Origin of the sequence: Acinetobacter sp. SH20PTE14 (genome assembly GCF_021391555.1) — a bacterium.
Classification (GTDB): domain Bacteria; phylum Pseudomonadota; class Gammaproteobacteria; order Pseudomonadales; family Moraxellaceae; genus Acinetobacter; species Acinetobacter amyesii.
On sequence record NZ_CP090067.1, the window covers coordinates 2,622,623 to 2,637,521 of the forward strand.

The 14,899-nt window shown below is 42.2% G+C and carries 13 protein-coding genes; 7 read left to right on the plus strand and 6 right to left on the minus strand.

Annotation, left to right across the window (positions count from 1 at the left end):
* Positions 1-8: 8 nt before the first annotated feature.
* From minD to LXF01_RS12840, 3 genes are all read left to right on the plus strand, one after another.
* Complete coding sequence (minD, locus tag LXF01_RS12830) at positions 9-821, plus strand: septum site-determining protein MinD (RefSeq protein WP_067670152.1); 813 nt, start codon at positions 9-11, stop codon at positions 819-821.
* Between the two features lie 2 nt (positions 822-823).
* Positions 824-1,096, plus strand: a complete 273-nt coding sequence (minE, locus tag LXF01_RS12835; protein WP_078190039.1) for a cell division topological specificity factor MinE — start codon at positions 824-826, stop codon at positions 1,094-1,096.
* Between the two features lie 285 nt (positions 1,097-1,381).
* Positions 1,382-1,669, plus strand: a complete 288-nt coding sequence (locus tag LXF01_RS12840) for a PA4642 family protein (RefSeq protein ID WP_067766167.1) — start codon at positions 1,382-1,384, stop codon at positions 1,667-1,669.
* A gap of 82 nt (positions 1,670-1,751) precedes the next feature.
* Here the strand turns inward: LXF01_RS12840 and LXF01_RS12845 are convergent, their stop codons facing one another.
* Positions 1,752-2,654, minus strand: coding sequence for an AEC family transporter (locus LXF01_RS12845; protein WP_233944500.1), 903 nt, complete (start codon positions 2,652-2,654; stop codon positions 1,752-1,754).
* A 104-nt stretch (positions 2,655-2,758) separates the two neighbouring features.
* Between LXF01_RS12845 and LXF01_RS12850 the strand changes: the two genes are divergently transcribed.
* Positions 2,759-3,655, plus strand: a complete 897-nt coding sequence (locus tag LXF01_RS12850) for a LysR family transcriptional regulator (protein ID WP_233945475.1) — start codon at positions 2,759-2,761, stop codon at positions 3,653-3,655.
* A gap of 41 nt (positions 3,656-3,696) precedes the next feature.
* Here LXF01_RS12850 and LXF01_RS12855 read toward each other — a convergent pair whose 3' ends face one another.
* Positions 3,697-6,810, minus strand: coding sequence for a DNA translocase FtsK (locus LXF01_RS12855; protein WP_233945476.1), 3,114 nt, complete (start codon positions 6,808-6,810; stop codon positions 3,697-3,699).
* A gap of 252 nt (positions 6,811-7,062) precedes the next feature.
* On the opposite strand from LXF01_RS12855, the gene trxB reads away from it, so the two are divergent.
* From trxB to LXF01_RS12870, 3 genes are all read left to right on the plus strand, one after another.
* Positions 7,063-8,016 (plus strand): thioredoxin-disulfide reductase, encoded by a 954-nt coding sequence (gene trxB / locus LXF01_RS12860; RefSeq protein WP_180024006.1) that lies wholly within the window; start codon positions 7,063-7,065, stop codon positions 8,014-8,016.
* 111 nt (positions 8,017-8,127) lie between these two features.
* Positions 8,128-8,859, plus strand: coding sequence for a leucyl/phenylalanyl-tRNA--protein transferase (gene aat / locus LXF01_RS12865; RefSeq protein WP_180133700.1), 732 nt, complete (start codon positions 8,128-8,130; stop codon positions 8,857-8,859).
* 21 nt (positions 8,860-8,880) lie between these two features.
* A complete protein-coding gene (locus LXF01_RS12870; RefSeq protein WP_111885276.1) occupies positions 8,881-9,696 on the plus strand; it encodes an arginyltransferase in 816 nt (271 codons plus the stop codon).
* Between the two features lie 85 nt (positions 9,697-9,781).
* Here LXF01_RS12870 and rimI read toward each other — a convergent pair whose 3' ends face one another.
* The 4 genes from rimI to fusA all read right to left on the minus strand — a co-directional run bounded on the left by rimI (position 9,782) and on the right by fusA (position 14,875).
* On the minus strand, positions 9,782-10,240 hold the full coding sequence (gene rimI / locus LXF01_RS12875; protein ID WP_180102408.1) for a ribosomal protein S18-alanine N-acetyltransferase: 459 nt from the start codon (positions 10,238-10,240) through the stop codon (positions 9,782-9,784).
* A gap of 117 nt (positions 10,241-10,357) precedes the next feature.
* Positions 10,358-11,239, minus strand: coding sequence for a metal-dependent hydrolase (locus tag LXF01_RS12880; RefSeq protein WP_078193116.1), 882 nt, complete (start codon positions 11,237-11,239; stop codon positions 10,358-10,360).
* A 216-nt stretch (positions 11,240-11,455) separates the two neighbouring features.
* Complete coding sequence (gene tuf, locus LXF01_RS12885; RefSeq protein WP_180077405.1) at positions 11,456-12,646, minus strand: elongation factor Tu; 1,191 nt, start codon at positions 12,644-12,646, stop codon at positions 11,456-11,458.
* A 93-nt stretch (positions 12,647-12,739) separates the two neighbouring features.
* On the minus strand, positions 12,740-14,875 hold the full coding sequence (gene fusA, locus LXF01_RS12890) for an elongation factor G (RefSeq protein WP_180114326.1): 2,136 nt from the start codon (positions 14,873-14,875) through the stop codon (positions 12,740-12,742).
* Between the last annotated feature and the right edge of the window lie 24 nt (positions 14,876-14,899).

Below are 14,899 nucleotides of genomic sequence, written 5' to 3' on the forward strand. Positions count from 1 at the left end.
TGGATTCGGTGGCGAAAATTGTTGTCGTAACATCAGGTAAAGGTGGCGTAGGTAAAACAACTACAAGCGCATCTTTTGCAACAGGTTTAGCCCTTCGCGGCCACAAAACTGTTGTGATCGACTTTGATGTGGGTTTACGTAACCTTGACTTGATCATGGGCTGTGAACGCCGCGTTGTATATGACTTTGTAAACGTATTGAATAACGAAGCTCGATTACAACAAGCGCTTATTCGCGATAAAGATATTGAAAATCTCTACATTTTACCAGCATCTCAAACACGTGATAAAGACGCGTTAACAGATGAAGGTGTAGCACGTGTAATGGACGAACTTTCTCAAGAGTTCGATTACATTATTTGTGATTCACCTGCGGGTATCGAACGTGGTGCAATTTTAGCAATGTATCATGCTGATGAAGCGATCATTGTGACGAACCCAGAAATTTCTTCAGTACGTGACTCTGACCGTATTATTGGTATGCTCGACAGCAAAACCAAAAAAGTAGAACAAAACGAAGGTCGTATCCGTAAGCATCTCTGTATTACACGTTTCAATCCAGAACGTGCGGATAAACAAGAGATGTTGACGATTGATGACATTTCAAAAGATATTTTACGCGTACCGACTTTAGGTGTTATTCCTGAATGTAAAAGCGTTCTACAAGCATCGAACGAAGGTAAACCAGTGATTCTGTTTACAGAAGAAGCGGCTGGCCAAGCGTATGATGACCTTGTTGCACGTTTCCTTGGTGAAGAGCGCCCTTACCGTCACATTACGGTAAAACCTAAGGGTTGGTTAGCACGTCTATTTGGAGCGTAATCATGGCAGGATTTTGGAGCAAACTTTTTAGCAGCGACGAGAAACCGTCAAGCGCACAAACGGCAAAAGACCGTTTAAAAGTCATCGTGGCATCTGAAAATGGTTTAGGTAAACGCCTCAGCCAAGACAAAATAGACATGATGAAAAAAGAAATCATGCAAGTGGTAAACCGCTATGTTCGTGGTGTAGATGAGCAACATATTCAAATGTCTGTTCGTTCTGAAGCGAATATTGAAATGCTTGAAATGAATATCAATTTGCCTGAAGAACGTTAATCTGAATTCTGATTAGCCAAGTAAATTGAATCAAGGCAAAATGTGAGGCTGGATCAGTAAAGCGCTGCTTTACCCAGCCGCAAGACGAGAAGCTTTGCTTCGAGTGGGCTGGATTAGTTTTATTCCTGTGTTAGATCAAAAGCTTTGCTTCGAGTAAACGGGATAAAAAATAACTTTTGATCCAACCATAAAATGAGTCGCTTAACTTAGAGATGGCGAATAAAACCATTTTACTTGCGTACTCATTTTTGCCTTTTTGTATTTTAAACCAGCAAGGAGATTGCGATGGCATTATCTCAGCCAGCAACGTTCAACGAAGAATGGTCAGATGAGCGTGTATTTGCCTACCTTACTCAGCTTCCTCCTGAAGGAGTGAATGGCGACTTTCACGTGCTTTACCACGCTTTCAAACATATGCGTCCAAATGACTATGAGCGTCTTTTGACTCAATTCGTTGCCGATGGCCGTGATGTGAACGCAACTAATCCTGAAGGTCAGCGTATTCATGACGTGATTGCTCAATATCCACGTCAAAGCGCAGGTTTCCTCGAAGTATTGGCAAAATTTGCTTAATTTCGAGTAACAAAAAAAAAGCCCGCATCATGCGGGCTTTTTTTATCTGATTTAAAATTAGCATTATTGAATATCATCATGATCAATGCACGATCAACATGAGCAATGGAAACATCAAACCAAAACCAATGGTTTGTACACTAATAATCGCTGCCATCAGTTGTGAATCGCCCCGATAATAGCGGGTCAAAATATAAGACGATGATGCAGTTGGCAAAGCAAAAAAGACCACTAAAATCATTCGCTCAAAATCAGTCAGACCCATCCAAGTACTCAATAGATAAGCAATACATGGCATTAACATGAGACGCCCTATCGTATTAAAACTTAAACGACGCAGATCGGCGCGCATTTGCTGAAACTGTAATGCTGCCCCAACAGAAAGTAGTCCGAGCGGTAAACTCATGGCTGCCAAGATTTTTAATAGTTCAGGTAAGCCTTCAAACAGACTCAAGCCTGATAAATTAAACAATACCCCTGCAACACAGCCTAAAATTAAGGGATTTTTTGCGATGGACTGACAGGTCTGCCCCAATTGCTTCACACTTAAATTTGAAAACGCCAATACTGAAATGATATTCACTAAGGGGACGGCAACGGCAATTAACATGGCAAACATCTGCATGCCTGTGGAGCCAAATAAAGCACCCATGAGCGACAAACCAATATAGGTATTAAAACGAATATGACTTTGGATATACACGCCAAAACGCTGCACGGGCATATGCATAAACTGCTTGATCCCCCACAACACAATGCTGATCAAACAGGTGCCCGCAACCAGTACTGTCAACATTCGTGAAACAGTGTTCATATCCAATTGCACGGCTGATACATTCAAAAATAGCAGCACAGGAAATAAAACGTAGTAATTGAGTTTTTCTGAATTTGCCCAAAATTCATTCTGAACAAACTGTGTATATTTAAGCACATATCCCATCGCGATTAATGCAACGAGGGGAAACAATGCGACGACGATATTCATGCTGTACGCCTTGAAATAAAGTAGCTACTTCATCTTTAACCATTTATGTAGCACAATATAATCCTCATCTAGACTCATAACAAAATGAGTAATTACTCATGGCAATGACATTTTCTCAGCTTGAAATTTTTATTAAAGTCGCAGAACAACAAAGCTTTACTCTCGCTGCTCGACAGCTGGGAATTACTCAGTCAGCTGTCTCTCACGCCTTAAAGTGTTTAGAGCAGCATTGGAATGTCAGCTTATTTAGCCGTGAGCAAGGCGAAATTAGCCTGACCCACATTGGTCAGCAGTTATTGCTGCATGCCAAAGAAGTCATCAATACCGCACAAATCATGCAGCAAGAAGTGCATGCCGCACATGGTATTCAACAAGGAACGCTGAGAATTGGCTCTTTTGGTTCTTCTAGTTCGATTCATCTGCTTCCAGAGCTATTAAAGGCGTATCGAGAACGTTATCCGCATATTGAGATCTATGTCGAGGAAGGCACCGATGCAGAAGTGTCTCGTTGGATTTCTGAACGTCAGATTGATGTTGGTTTTGCCGTACTCCCTAAGCCGCAGCTGTTCACTTTCCCCCTAATTCAAGACATTTTCATTGCCTTGATTCCAGATAGTTATTCAGTTTCCAAACACAGTCATTTAAATATCCAAGACCTGCAAAACTACCCCTTTATTATGACCCGTGCAGGCAGCCAGTCCCATGTGGAAAAACTGCTTAAACAACACCACATACAACCTAAAATCACCTATCAAATGTCGCAACTGCTAACCATTTTAAACATGGTGAATTTACAGGAAGGGATTGCTATCGTTGCGGATATGGCTATGCCTGCTGAGCTGTTGGCGCTACATCCACATGTGGTTAAACGTCCACTCTTTCCAAATACCCAACGGCAGATTGGACTCGCCGTAAAAAATCAAAAACTCATGAGCCCGGCCTGCAAAGCTTTTATCGAACTGGCCCAGTCCATGTTCTACCAAGAAGAGTTCACAATCTAAAAATAAAAAAACCTGCCGAAGCAGGTTTTTTGTTTTAGGACTTAGACCAAAATATCTCGTTTACCATTTGGCCCCATCCCACTGACGATACCATTTTCTTCCATCTGATCAATAATCCGTGCAGCACGGTTATAGCCGAGACTGAATTTACGCTGTAAAGATGACGTCGATGCTTTACGTGTTTCCAAAACGAAACTAACACATTGATCATACAGCGCATCACGGTCTGATCCACCATCACCATCTTCAAAACCGCGAGATGTCGGCTCTTCATCATAAGGCGTGAGGATTTCATCGACATAATTCGGTTCACCGCGCTCACGCCATGCATCACAAATACGGTTCACTTCATCGTCTGAAATAAACGCGCCATGTACCCGTTCAGGTTCAATTTTCCCCGGTCCGAGGAATAACATATCACCATGGCCCAGTAAGTCTTCCGCACCACCAGCGTCTAAGATAGTACGTGAATCCAGTTTACTGTTGACACGTAGCGCAGCACGCGTTGGAATATTGGCTTTGATCAAACCTGTCACTACATCTACGGTTGGACGCTGCGTCGCCAACAGCAAATGAATCCCTGCTGCACGTGATTTTTGTGCAAGACGGGTAATCATTTCTTCAGCTTTTTTACCCACTTGCATGATCATGTCGGCAAATTCGTCGGCAACAATTACGATCAACGGCATAGGCTGTAAACGTGGCGCACGACTTTGGGTTGCAGAGTCATCTGGCTTCCAAGTTGGATCGATGAGATCTTCCCCGTTGGCCATTGCTTCTTCAATTTTGCGGTTAAAGTCAGTCAGCTTACGCACTTTCATCAAAGACATCAGCTTATAACGACGCTCCATTTCATTCACACACCAGTTCAATGCACTCACCGCATCTTTCATGTCGGTTACAACAGGCGTTAATAAATGTGGAATATCGTTATAGTTGGCAAGTTCCAACTGTTTCGGGTCAATCATGATGAGTCGCAGTTGCTCAGGTGTATATTTCAACAACATCGACAACAACATGGCATTAACTGCGACTGACTTACCAGAACCCGTGGTACCTGCCACCAACATATGCGGTGCTTTCGCCAAATCTGCCAAGACAGGATTACCCGAAATATCTTTACCCATCGCCATACTAAGTAAGGCATTTGGATCACGGTATGCCGGCGTTTCTAACAGCTCAATAAGACGAACCATTTCACGTGAACTATTTGGGACTTCAATCCCGATATACGGTTTACCCGGAATAACTTCCACCACACGTACAGAAGCCATAGACATTGAGCGTGCCAAGTCACGTGAAATATTGGTCACTTTCGATGCTTTTACACCGGGTGCCAAATCTAGTTCAAAACGTGTCACGACAGGGCCCGGCTGTGCTTCTACAACTTTAGCTTTGACATTAAACTCTTGCAGCTTAATTTCTAAAAGTTCAGACAAGCGAGACAATTGCTCTGCGGTAAAATTAACTTTCTTATTCGGATCTACAGGATCTAATATTTCCAATCCCGGCAAAGTCGGTAAATCCAAACGTTTTTGTGCCACTTGCATCGCACGAGACATTGGACGACCAGAGGCATCGGTTAAAGGCGCATCAAAGTCAAAATCATCTTCGAGATCTAAATCGATGTCTTCAGGCTTACCTGCTGTTTCTTGCCATACTTCACGGAAAGCATCTTTATTCGAGCTGATTAACGCTTTTTCATCGTCAGATATAAAAGTCTGTGGCTGCGTATTGATTTCAGCACGAACCAAAGGCGTAGATTGCGCATAACTACTGGTTGTACGAACCGGTTGCGCCTGTTCTATCGCTCGCTCTGCTTCTTCAACCAGCAAATCATCGAGATCATTAAATTCAGTTTCAGCACTGATATTTTTCGGTGTGGTCAGCGGTGTAATCTGTGCAGCTGCTACACCTAAACCTGCAACTGTGGCAGCAGCACCTGTAGCAAATTCATTTGAATGCGTTGCTGGACTTTCATTTTGCGCTGTATTAAATGGACTATGCACATCCGTCGCTGTTTTACTATTTGGGACAGCCGCTAACAGCTCATCGAAGATTTCATCATCATCCCAATCCACTGATTTTTTAGCCGCTGGCGCCGCTTCTGTCGGAGAAGTCGAATGCACATCTGCTGTTTTGTTGAAATATTCAGTTTGATTGGCAGGCTGCTCTTCTTCTGCAGCTTTCAGTAAAGCATCAATATCTTGTTTGTGCCGTTGGTCATCATTTGAATGCAAGGCACGCCAAACCTCTCCCGTCGCAACAACACGTTGTTGATCTTGCTCAAGCTGACGCACTTTCGCCAAAGTATGTTCAAAATCTTCATCGGATGGTGTAGCAGTCTCCGGCGAATTTACCGTAGATAAATGCTGTGCATTGCCTTCTTTGTCTGCACATTCTTTATCAGCAATATCATCAAATAAACGCTCAGCAACACGATCACGTACTACAGGGTCAACCTCTACAGCATGATGCTCATGGGCGGGTGTGACTGGTGCAATCACTTTTGATACATTAGTAATCACACTGCCTTTTTTAGTCGTTGGTACGGTACGGTCAAAAGCAGTATCTCCTTCTGGGACATTGCGATAGAACAAATCTTGGAGATAAGCCGGTGTGGACTTCATGGTTGCCCATGTCTTATTCCACTTGATACCAAAGGCCAAAGTGAACAACATGATCCAAAATGCAATGAGAAATACTGCTGCACCATAGACCGTTAAAATTTGTTCAAGACTTTGACCCAGTTCATAGCCAATGATCCCGCCCGATGCATTTTCTAAGGTATCTTCAGGGACGTTCCAAAATAGGAAAAGTAAACTTGAAGTTGCCAGTAAAATAAAGAACTGAGCGGCATAGCGAAATGGACGGTTTAGAAAACTACGTGGCCACCATACTTGAATTGCTTCGAGAAATAAATAGACAGGTATCAGCAGACTTGCCCAACCTAAAAATCCATAGAGTAAGTCAGCTATCCATGCACCTGCGACGCCGCTGGCATTTGAAACTTGCTGAGTATCACTGGATAAATGCATCCATCCCGGATCAAATGGCGTATATGTGACTGTTGCAAGGAACAGATATATCCCAAATGAAACAAGGAATAATGTCATTATTAAGCGCTGTGCATATGCACCCGACACCGCTGTCATATACGTTCCTGTAACCAATTCTTCATGAATGTTTTTGTCATTACCCACAACAAAATGGGCTGAATCTAAACCTGTTATTATGCACCTGTTCAATAAAAAAGATGCAAGATAATTTAAGTATAGTTGTTAACTTTATTGTATATAGCTCAAAACGATTTCGATGATCAATAATATCGACTTTAATCTCACACAATCGTTTCAAACTTTGACGTATAATTCCACAAATTATCATATAAAAAAAGGATTCTACGGATGAGCGCTCGTCACTCACGTCTAATTATTTTAGGTTCTGGTCCTGCAGGTTATAGCGCTGCGGTATACGCTGCCCGTGCGAACCTGAAACCGACACTCATCGCAGGTATTCAATTAGGCGGTCAATTGACTACAACGACAGAAGTAGACAACTGGCCAGGTGGTGCAGAAGGTTTAACAGGCCCTGCCCTAATGGAACAAATGCAAGCTCATGCTGAACGTTTTGGTACAGAAATTGTGTATGACCATATCAACGAAGTGGACCTCAATGTTCGTCCGTTCGTGCTTAAAGGCGATATGGAAGAGTTTACTTGTGATGCATTGATTATTTGTACAGGTGCAACTGCGCAATACTTAGGTCTTGAATCTGAAGCTGCATTTATGGGTCAAGGTGTAAGTGCTTGCGCAACTTGTGATGGTTTCTTCTACAAAAACCAAAAAGTAATGGTTGTCGGCGGCGGTAATACTGCTGTGGAAGAAGCGCTGTATCTTTCAAACATTGCTTCTCATGTCACTCTAGTACACCGTCGTGACACTTTACGTTCAGAAAAAATCCTTCAAGATCATCTTTTTGCAAAAGAAAAAGAAGGTAAAATCAGTATTATCTGGAATCACCAAGTGGATGAAGTCATTGGCGATAACACCGGTGTGACTTCTGTACGTATTAAATCTACGCAAGATGATTCAACTCAAAACGTTGATGTCACTGGTATGTTCGTGGCGATTGGTCACAAACCAAATAGCGGTATTTTTGAAGGTCAATTGAACTTACGTGATGGCTACATCCAAGTTCAAAGTGGCACCGCAGGCAACGCAACACAAACGTCTATTCCAGGCGTATTTGCTGCGGGTGATATTGCCGATAGTATCTACCGTCAAGCGATTACTTCTGCAGGTTCAGGCTGTATGGCTGCACTCGATGCTGAAAAATACCTTGATGCACTCGGCGAATAATCTTTTGCTTAAGTCATTTGCTTAGCTAAATAGTTTTAAAAAATTAGCCGACCTAATGGTCGGCTTTTTTATGTATGATAAATATCCGTGTACCTCAATAAGAAGCTTGGCATGCCGATACTCCCTCCTTCTGAATTTACTTTCCCCGATCCAGTTGAATGCGATCCCGAAGGTGAAGGCTTAATTTGCATCGGTGCTGACCTCTCCCCTTCCACACTGTTTGAAGCCTATAGTCACGGTCTTTTCCCATGGTTCAGTGAAGGTGATCCGATTTGTTGGTGGTGTCCTGAACCCCGCTGCATTATTCGACCGCAGGACTATCATCCGAGCAAATCGTTATTACGCAGCATGAAAAAAATGGACTATAAGATCACCATTAATCATGCGTTTGAAACTGTGATTCGCTCATGTTCACTGCCGCGTAGTTATGCCAATGAAACATGGATTTCAGAAGATATTATTCAGGGATATTCTGCGCTGTTTGACGCAGGCTATGCTTATAGCATTGAAGTTTGGGAAAACGAGATCGTTGTCGGTGGCCTCTATGGCGTTAATATTGGTCATGGCTGCTTTGGCGAGTCTATGTTTAGTACACGAACAGATGTCTCTAAAATGGCGTTTTACACCTTAATGCTTATTGGGGAAGAGAATCAACTACCATGGATTGATTGCCAATTAGTCAACGATCACCTCTTAAGCTTAGGTGCGAGTACACTTTCTCGCCAACAATACCTTAATTCGTTACAAGATGTTGTGAAACAACCCTCTATCGATTGGAAAAAGTATCAGGACAGTGTATTTTCAAGTAAAACAATAGCGCAATGGGCAAGTCTCAGCGCATGACAATAAAAGAGGGATATTACGATGAATTCCTATCAACCGAAGTCCCTGTTGAACGAATTACAGTACTACATCACGCCTCCGCATGATTGTAGCTACTTAGAAAATAAATCTGCCCGGATGGTCTTTCTTGATCCTGTCCATCGTATTGATGTGGTCACGTTATCTGAACTTTCCCGCATGGGTTTTCGTCGTAGTGGGGATTTTGTCTACCGCCCTGAATGTCATCTTTGTCGTCAATGTCTATCCTCTCGCGTTCCTGTTCATGAATTTCAAATGAACAGCGTGCAAAAAAAAGCGTGGAAACGGAATCAAGATTTAACGGTGAAAATTTGCCGTCCTCAAGATGCCGATGCAATGCATTATGCCTTGTATGAACGCTACATCAATGAACGACATGCTGATGGTGATATGTACCCACCTAGCCAAGATCAATTTGAAAAATTTTTAATTAATAGCTGCACTGACAGTTTCTTTTTAGAGCTATGGTTGGATGAGCAACTGATCAGTGTATCTACCTGTGATCCACTTGATGATGGTATTTCAGCGGTATATACCTTTTTTGATCCTGATGAAAGCCGTCGCTCACTAGGTACTTTTGCCATTCTGAAACAAATTGAGCATGCACAAAAGCTTGGACTGCAATATGTCTACTTGGGCTATTGGGTGCCCGATTCGCAAAAAATGAATTATAAATCTCAGTACATTCCACTGGAACTTCTGCTTGATGGACAATGGCGTCGACTCAACCGACCACTGACCCAAGAAGAAATTAGCCAACTGGGGGATTCCCTGATGACCACCTTACCTTCCGGCTGGAACAATCCTATTATTAAATAAAAGGGATCAAACAAAAGATATTCAATAAAAAAGCATTCGTTTATTCACGAATGCTTTCTTTAAATTTGATCACTCTTCACCGCTTTTATTTAAATAAAGCTGCAAAATCATCACCACAAGTCTTCACCATAATAATGGCGTGCTCACGAGTTCCATCGGCATTTGGATAATAATTCTTTCGCAAATCGATTTGATGAAAATCCGCTTTTTCATATAAACGGATCGCTGGTTGATTACCTTCTCGCACTTCTAAGAAGATTTGAATGGGTTTATTTTTGAGTAAGGCAATAGATTCATCGAGTAATTGAAAACCTAATCCTTTGCCTTGCTGGCTCGGATCGATCGCCATTAACAATAAATTTGCTTCATCTAAAACGGGTTGTAAAATGCAAAAACCTACAACTTTTCCTTGTCGCTCAATCACCGTACTTTGATAGGCAGCAATCGATTCTTGAAATTGTTTTATGGTCCAAGGATGGCTTTGTACGCGGCGCTCGATATCGTAAACCTGCTGGACATCAGCGTCTTGCATCAAACGAATCATCTTCGTTTATCTTTCTATAGCTAGGGTATGCGCATTATAAAAAGTTTGTCTATAAAGTTGAATAAAAAAAAGAGCGATTTACATCGCCCTTCTGAAAAAGTCACCACAGCGCTGTGATTAGAGACCCAAATATGCTTTCCACGTTTTTAACAAACCAGAAGTATCTAAATCATTCGGGTGAAAACCTGGTTTAAAATACATCAGCATTTCTTTACCCATACCAGTGATGATGCCTTTTGAAGGGCTATAACCATAGGTATAAATATCTTTTAATGCTTCAAAATTAAGCTTGTTATCTTCTTTTAATAAACGAGCGACAAAATAACTTTGTACGAAGAATAAAGTCACCATTGCGCCAATCAATGAACCTGTACGGAGTGCGTAGGCCTTTATTCCCTGACCAAAGACACCTTCAAATACATCATAAGCTACGGCTTTATGCTCATTTTCTTCAATCGCATGCCATAACCACATATTTTTCATGGTTTCATCAGTCATCAAGGCTTGAATATGTGGGTTTACCAATAACTGTGAAGCAATTGTTGCAGTGAAATGCTCAAGTGCCGTAGTTGCAGTAAGATCCACCATTTCTTGAGTAATACCAACAGGTTTACCAATACGTGCAAAGACTTTACGCACACCTTGGATAACACGACCCGTTGCCTTATCAAGTGTTTCGACATCATGACCGTATTTTTGTGCAGAAGCATTAAAACCCTCATGCTCTTGCGTATGCATTGCTTCTTGACCAATGAAAGCACTAATTTCTTTTTGTAGGGCTTCATTATTTGCGATCGCGGGGTGTTTACGTACTGCACGCACACTATCAATAAAGAACATTTCACCCGCGGGAAATAAAGCAGACAATGCGGTCATAAAATGTGTCAAACCTGCTGAGCCATTCATCCAGTACTCTGGTACCGCATCAAAATCAAAATTCATGCGACGTACAGGGAAACTTGCACCTGCTCGATTAGTAATCTTTACTTTAGCGTTCATGCCTAACTCCTTTTTGAGTTATGAAATACTCAAACTTTTATTGGTTTTCTTGAGTTCATATTACGGTTTTATTGACACGTAATTATTTCAGTTAAGGACAGTGAATTATCACTAAAGGACAGCTTTAAAAAATATTGTCAGACAATTTCCCTATCACATTGAATAAGCATAAAAAAAAGCGCCTCAAAGAGGCGCTTTTTTACACACATTTAGTGATTATGCAGTTACTTTAGAAACTACACCCGCACCAACTGTACGACCACCTTCACGGATCGCAAAGCGTAAGCCAGCGTCCATTGCGATTGGGTGGATTAATTCTACTGACATTTCTACGTTGTCACCAGGCATAACCATTTCAACGCCTTCTTTAAGCGAGATCGCACCAGTTACGTCAGTTGTACGGAAGTAGAACTGTGGACGGTAACCGTTAAGGAATGGAGTATGACGGCCACCTTCGTCTTTAGAAAGTACGTATACTTCTGCGTCGAATTTAGTATGCGGTTTGATTGTACCTGGTTTAGCAAGTACTTGACCACGTTGAACGTCTTCACGTTTAGTACCACGTAGAAGAACACCACAGTTCTCGCCCGCACGACCTTCGTCAAGAAGTTTACGGAACATTTCTACGCCAGTTACAGTTGTTTTAACTGTATCTTTAATACCAACGATTTCAACTTCTTCGCCTACTTTCACGATACCAGTTTCAACACGGCCAGTTACTACTGTACCACGACCTGAAATTGAGAATACGTCTTCGATTGGCATAAGGAATGCTTGGTCGATAGCACGTTCTGGTTCAGGGATGTAAGAGTCAAGAGCTTCAACAAGAGCAACTACAGCATCTTCGCCGTATTGACCAGCTTCACCATTAAGCGCTGCAAGAGCAGAACCACGGATTACTGGAGTGTCGTCGCCTGGGAAGTCATAAGTAGAAAGAAGTTCACGAACTTCCATTTCTACTAGTTCAATTAGCTCTTCATCATCAACGATGTCACATTTGTTCAAGAACACAACAATGTAAGGTACACCTACTTGACGAGAAAGCAGGATGTGTTCACGAGTTTGTGGCATAGGACCATCAGTCGCCGAACAAACAAGGATCGCACCATCCATTTGCGCAGCACCAGTAATCATGTTTTTAACATAATCGGCGTGACCTGGGCAGTCTACGTGAGCGTAGTGACGGATTGGAGAATCGTATTCTACGTGTGAAGTATTAATTGTAATACCACGTGCTTTTTCTTCTGGTGCAGAGTCGATTGCAGCGTAATCTTTCGCTTCACCACCGAATTTTTTTGCACATACAGTTGCAATTGCAGCTGTTAAAGTAGTTTTACCGTGGTCGACGTGACCAATTGTACCCACGTTAACGTGTGGCTTATTACGTTCGAACTTAGCCTTAGCCATGAGATCTTCCTTTTTAAACTACTCATGCAGGGATACTGCATGAGCATTTGGTTTTTAACTATGAATTAGTTTGGGCTTATAGTAATCGAAAGATTACTCGTCGTCACCTTTTTTACCGCCAGATTGGAACTTAGCGATGATGCCTTCAGCCACGTTACGTGGTGTTTCAGCGTATTTAGCGAATTCCATAGAATAAGTCGCACGACCTTGAGACATAGAACGCATATGAGTTGCGTAACCAAACATCTCAGAAAGTGGAACTTCTGCACGGATAGCTTTAGTACCACCAGGTAAATCGTCCATACCTTGAACAAGACCACGACGACGGTTTAAGTCACCCATGATATCGCCCATGTAGTCTTCTGGAGTTTCTACTTCAACTTTCATGATTGGTTCAAGCAAGATAGGATCTGCTTTCATGAAACCGTCACGGAATGCGTAAGAACCAGCCATTTTGAACGATAATTCGTCAGAGTCGACGTCATGGTAAGAACCATCGAACAATGTCGCTTTGATGCCAACAACTGGATAACCAGCTAGGACACCATTCTTCATACGTTCTTGGATACCTTTGTCAACCGCACCGAAGAATTCTTTAGGTACTACACCACCAACAACTTCTTCAGCGAACTCGTAATCTTTGCCAGCATCTTCAGCAAGTGGTTCTAAACGTACGTATACGTGACCAAACTTACCTTTACCACCAGTTTGACGTACGAACTTACCTTCTTGTTCAACTGACTTTTTAATAGTTTCACGATACGCAACCATTGGTTTACCAATGTTCGCTTCAACGTTGAATTCACGCTTCATACGGTCAACAATAATGTCAAGGTGAAGCTCACCCATACCAGCAATAATTGTTTGACCAGATTCTTCGTCAGTACGTACGCGGAATGAAGGGTCTTCTTTCGCCAAACGACCTAAAGCAACTGACATTTTTTCTTGGTCTGCTTTAGTTTTAGGCTCAACCGCAAGCGCAATTACTGGCTCTGGGAATTCCATACGCTCTAGTGTAATTACATTATTTTCATCACATAATGTATCACCAGTCGTAGTATCTTTAAGACCTACACATGCTGCGATATCACCCGCACGAATTTCTTCAATATCGTGACGGTCATTTGCGTGCATCTGTACGATACGGCCAACACGTTCGCGCTTCATTTTAACTGGGTTATAGCAAGGGCTACCTGCTTTAAGCACACCAGAGTAAACACGTACGAATGTTAAGTTACCTACAAATTTGTCGTTCATGATTTTGAACGCAAGCGCAGAGAACGGAGCATCATCAGACGCTTCACGAGAACCTTCAGTTTCGTCTTTGTCGTCAAGGATACCTTTAATCGCCTCGACATCAGTCGGCGCAGGTAAGAATTCAATTACAGCATCCAACATACGTTGAACACCTTTGTTTTTGAACGCTGAACCACAAAGCATTGGTTGAATTTCATTCAACAATGTACGTGCACGTAAACCTGAAACGATTTCTTCTTTAGTTAACTCACCTTCTTCAAGGTACTTGTCCATGAGTTCTTCTGATGCTTCCGCAGCAGCTTCAACCATGTTAGTACGCCATTCGTTAGCAGTATCAACTAATTCAGCAGGGATTTCGCCATATTCAAACTTCATACCTTGAGACGCTTCGTCCCAGATAATCGCTTTCATTTCGATTAGGTCAACAACACCCTGGAAGTTTTCTTCTGCACCGATTGGAACAACGATTGGCACTGGATTACCACCAAGACGTGTTTTAACTTGTTCAACAGCACGGAAGAAGTTCGCACCAGTACGGTCCATTTTGTTCACGAATGCAATACGTGGAACTTTATATTTATTTGCTTGACGCCATACAGTTTCAGACTGAGGTTGTACACCACCTACAGCACAGTAAACCATGCATGCACCGTCAAGAACACGCATAGAACGTTCAACTTCAATCGTGAAGTCTACGTGTCCTGGGGTATCAATTACGTTAATACGGTGCTGTTCGAATTGGTTACCCATCCCTTTCCAGAAGCATGTTACTGCCGCTGAGGTAATAGTAATACCACGTTCTTGCTCTTGTTCCATCCAGTCTGTAGTTGCAGAACCTTCGTGAGTTTCACCAAGTTTGTGACTCTCACCTGTGTAGAACAAAATACGTTCTGAAGTGGTAGTTTTACCAGCATCAATGTGCGCAGAGATACCAATGTTACGATAACGAGAAATTGGGGTTTGACGAGCCATGATTTCTAGCATTCCTAAATTTTG

Excerpts from the sequence above, each read along its gene's own strand:
- minE (WP_078190039.1), top strand. The coding sequence starts at position 824 with ATGGCAGGATTTTGGAGCAAACTTTTTAGCAGCGACGAGAAACCGTCA.
- LXF01_RS12840 (WP_067766167.1), top strand. The coding sequence starts at position 1,382 with ATGGCATTATCTCAGCCAGCAACGTTCAACGAAGAATGGTCAGATGAG.
- LXF01_RS12845 (WP_233944500.1), bottom strand. The coding sequence starts at position 2,654 with ATGAATATCGTCGTCGCATTGTTTCCCCTCGTTGCATTAATCGCGATG.
- LXF01_RS12850 (WP_233945475.1), top strand. The coding sequence starts at position 2,759 with ATGACATTTTCTCAGCTTGAAATTTTTATTAAAGTCGCAGAACAACAA.
- LXF01_RS12855 (WP_233945476.1), bottom strand. The coding sequence starts at position 6,810 with ATGACAGCGGTGTCGGGTGCATATGCACAGCGCTTAATAATGACATTA.
- trxB (WP_180024006.1), top strand. The coding sequence starts at position 7,063 with ATGAGCGCTCGTCACTCACGTCTAATTATTTTAGGTTCTGGTCCTGCA.
- aat (WP_180133700.1), top strand. The coding sequence starts at position 8,128 with ATGCCGATACTCCCTCCTTCTGAATTTACTTTCCCCGATCCAGTTGAA.
- LXF01_RS12870 (WP_111885276.1), top strand. The coding sequence starts at position 8,881 with ATGAATTCCTATCAACCGAAGTCCCTGTTGAACGAATTACAGTACTAC.
- rimI (WP_180102408.1), bottom strand. The coding sequence starts at position 10,240 with ATGATTCGTTTGATGCAAGACGCTGATGTCCAGCAGGTTTACGATATC.
- LXF01_RS12880 (WP_078193116.1), bottom strand. The coding sequence starts at position 11,239 with ATGAACGCTAAAGTAAAGATTACTAATCGAGCAGGTGCAAGTTTCCCT.
- tuf (WP_180077405.1), bottom strand. The coding sequence starts at position 12,646 with ATGGCTAAGGCTAAGTTCGAACGTAATAAGCCACACGTTAACGTGGGT.
- fusA (WP_180114326.1), bottom strand. The coding sequence starts at position 14,875 with ATGGCTCGTCAAACCCCAATTTCTCGTTATCGTAACATTGGTATCTCT.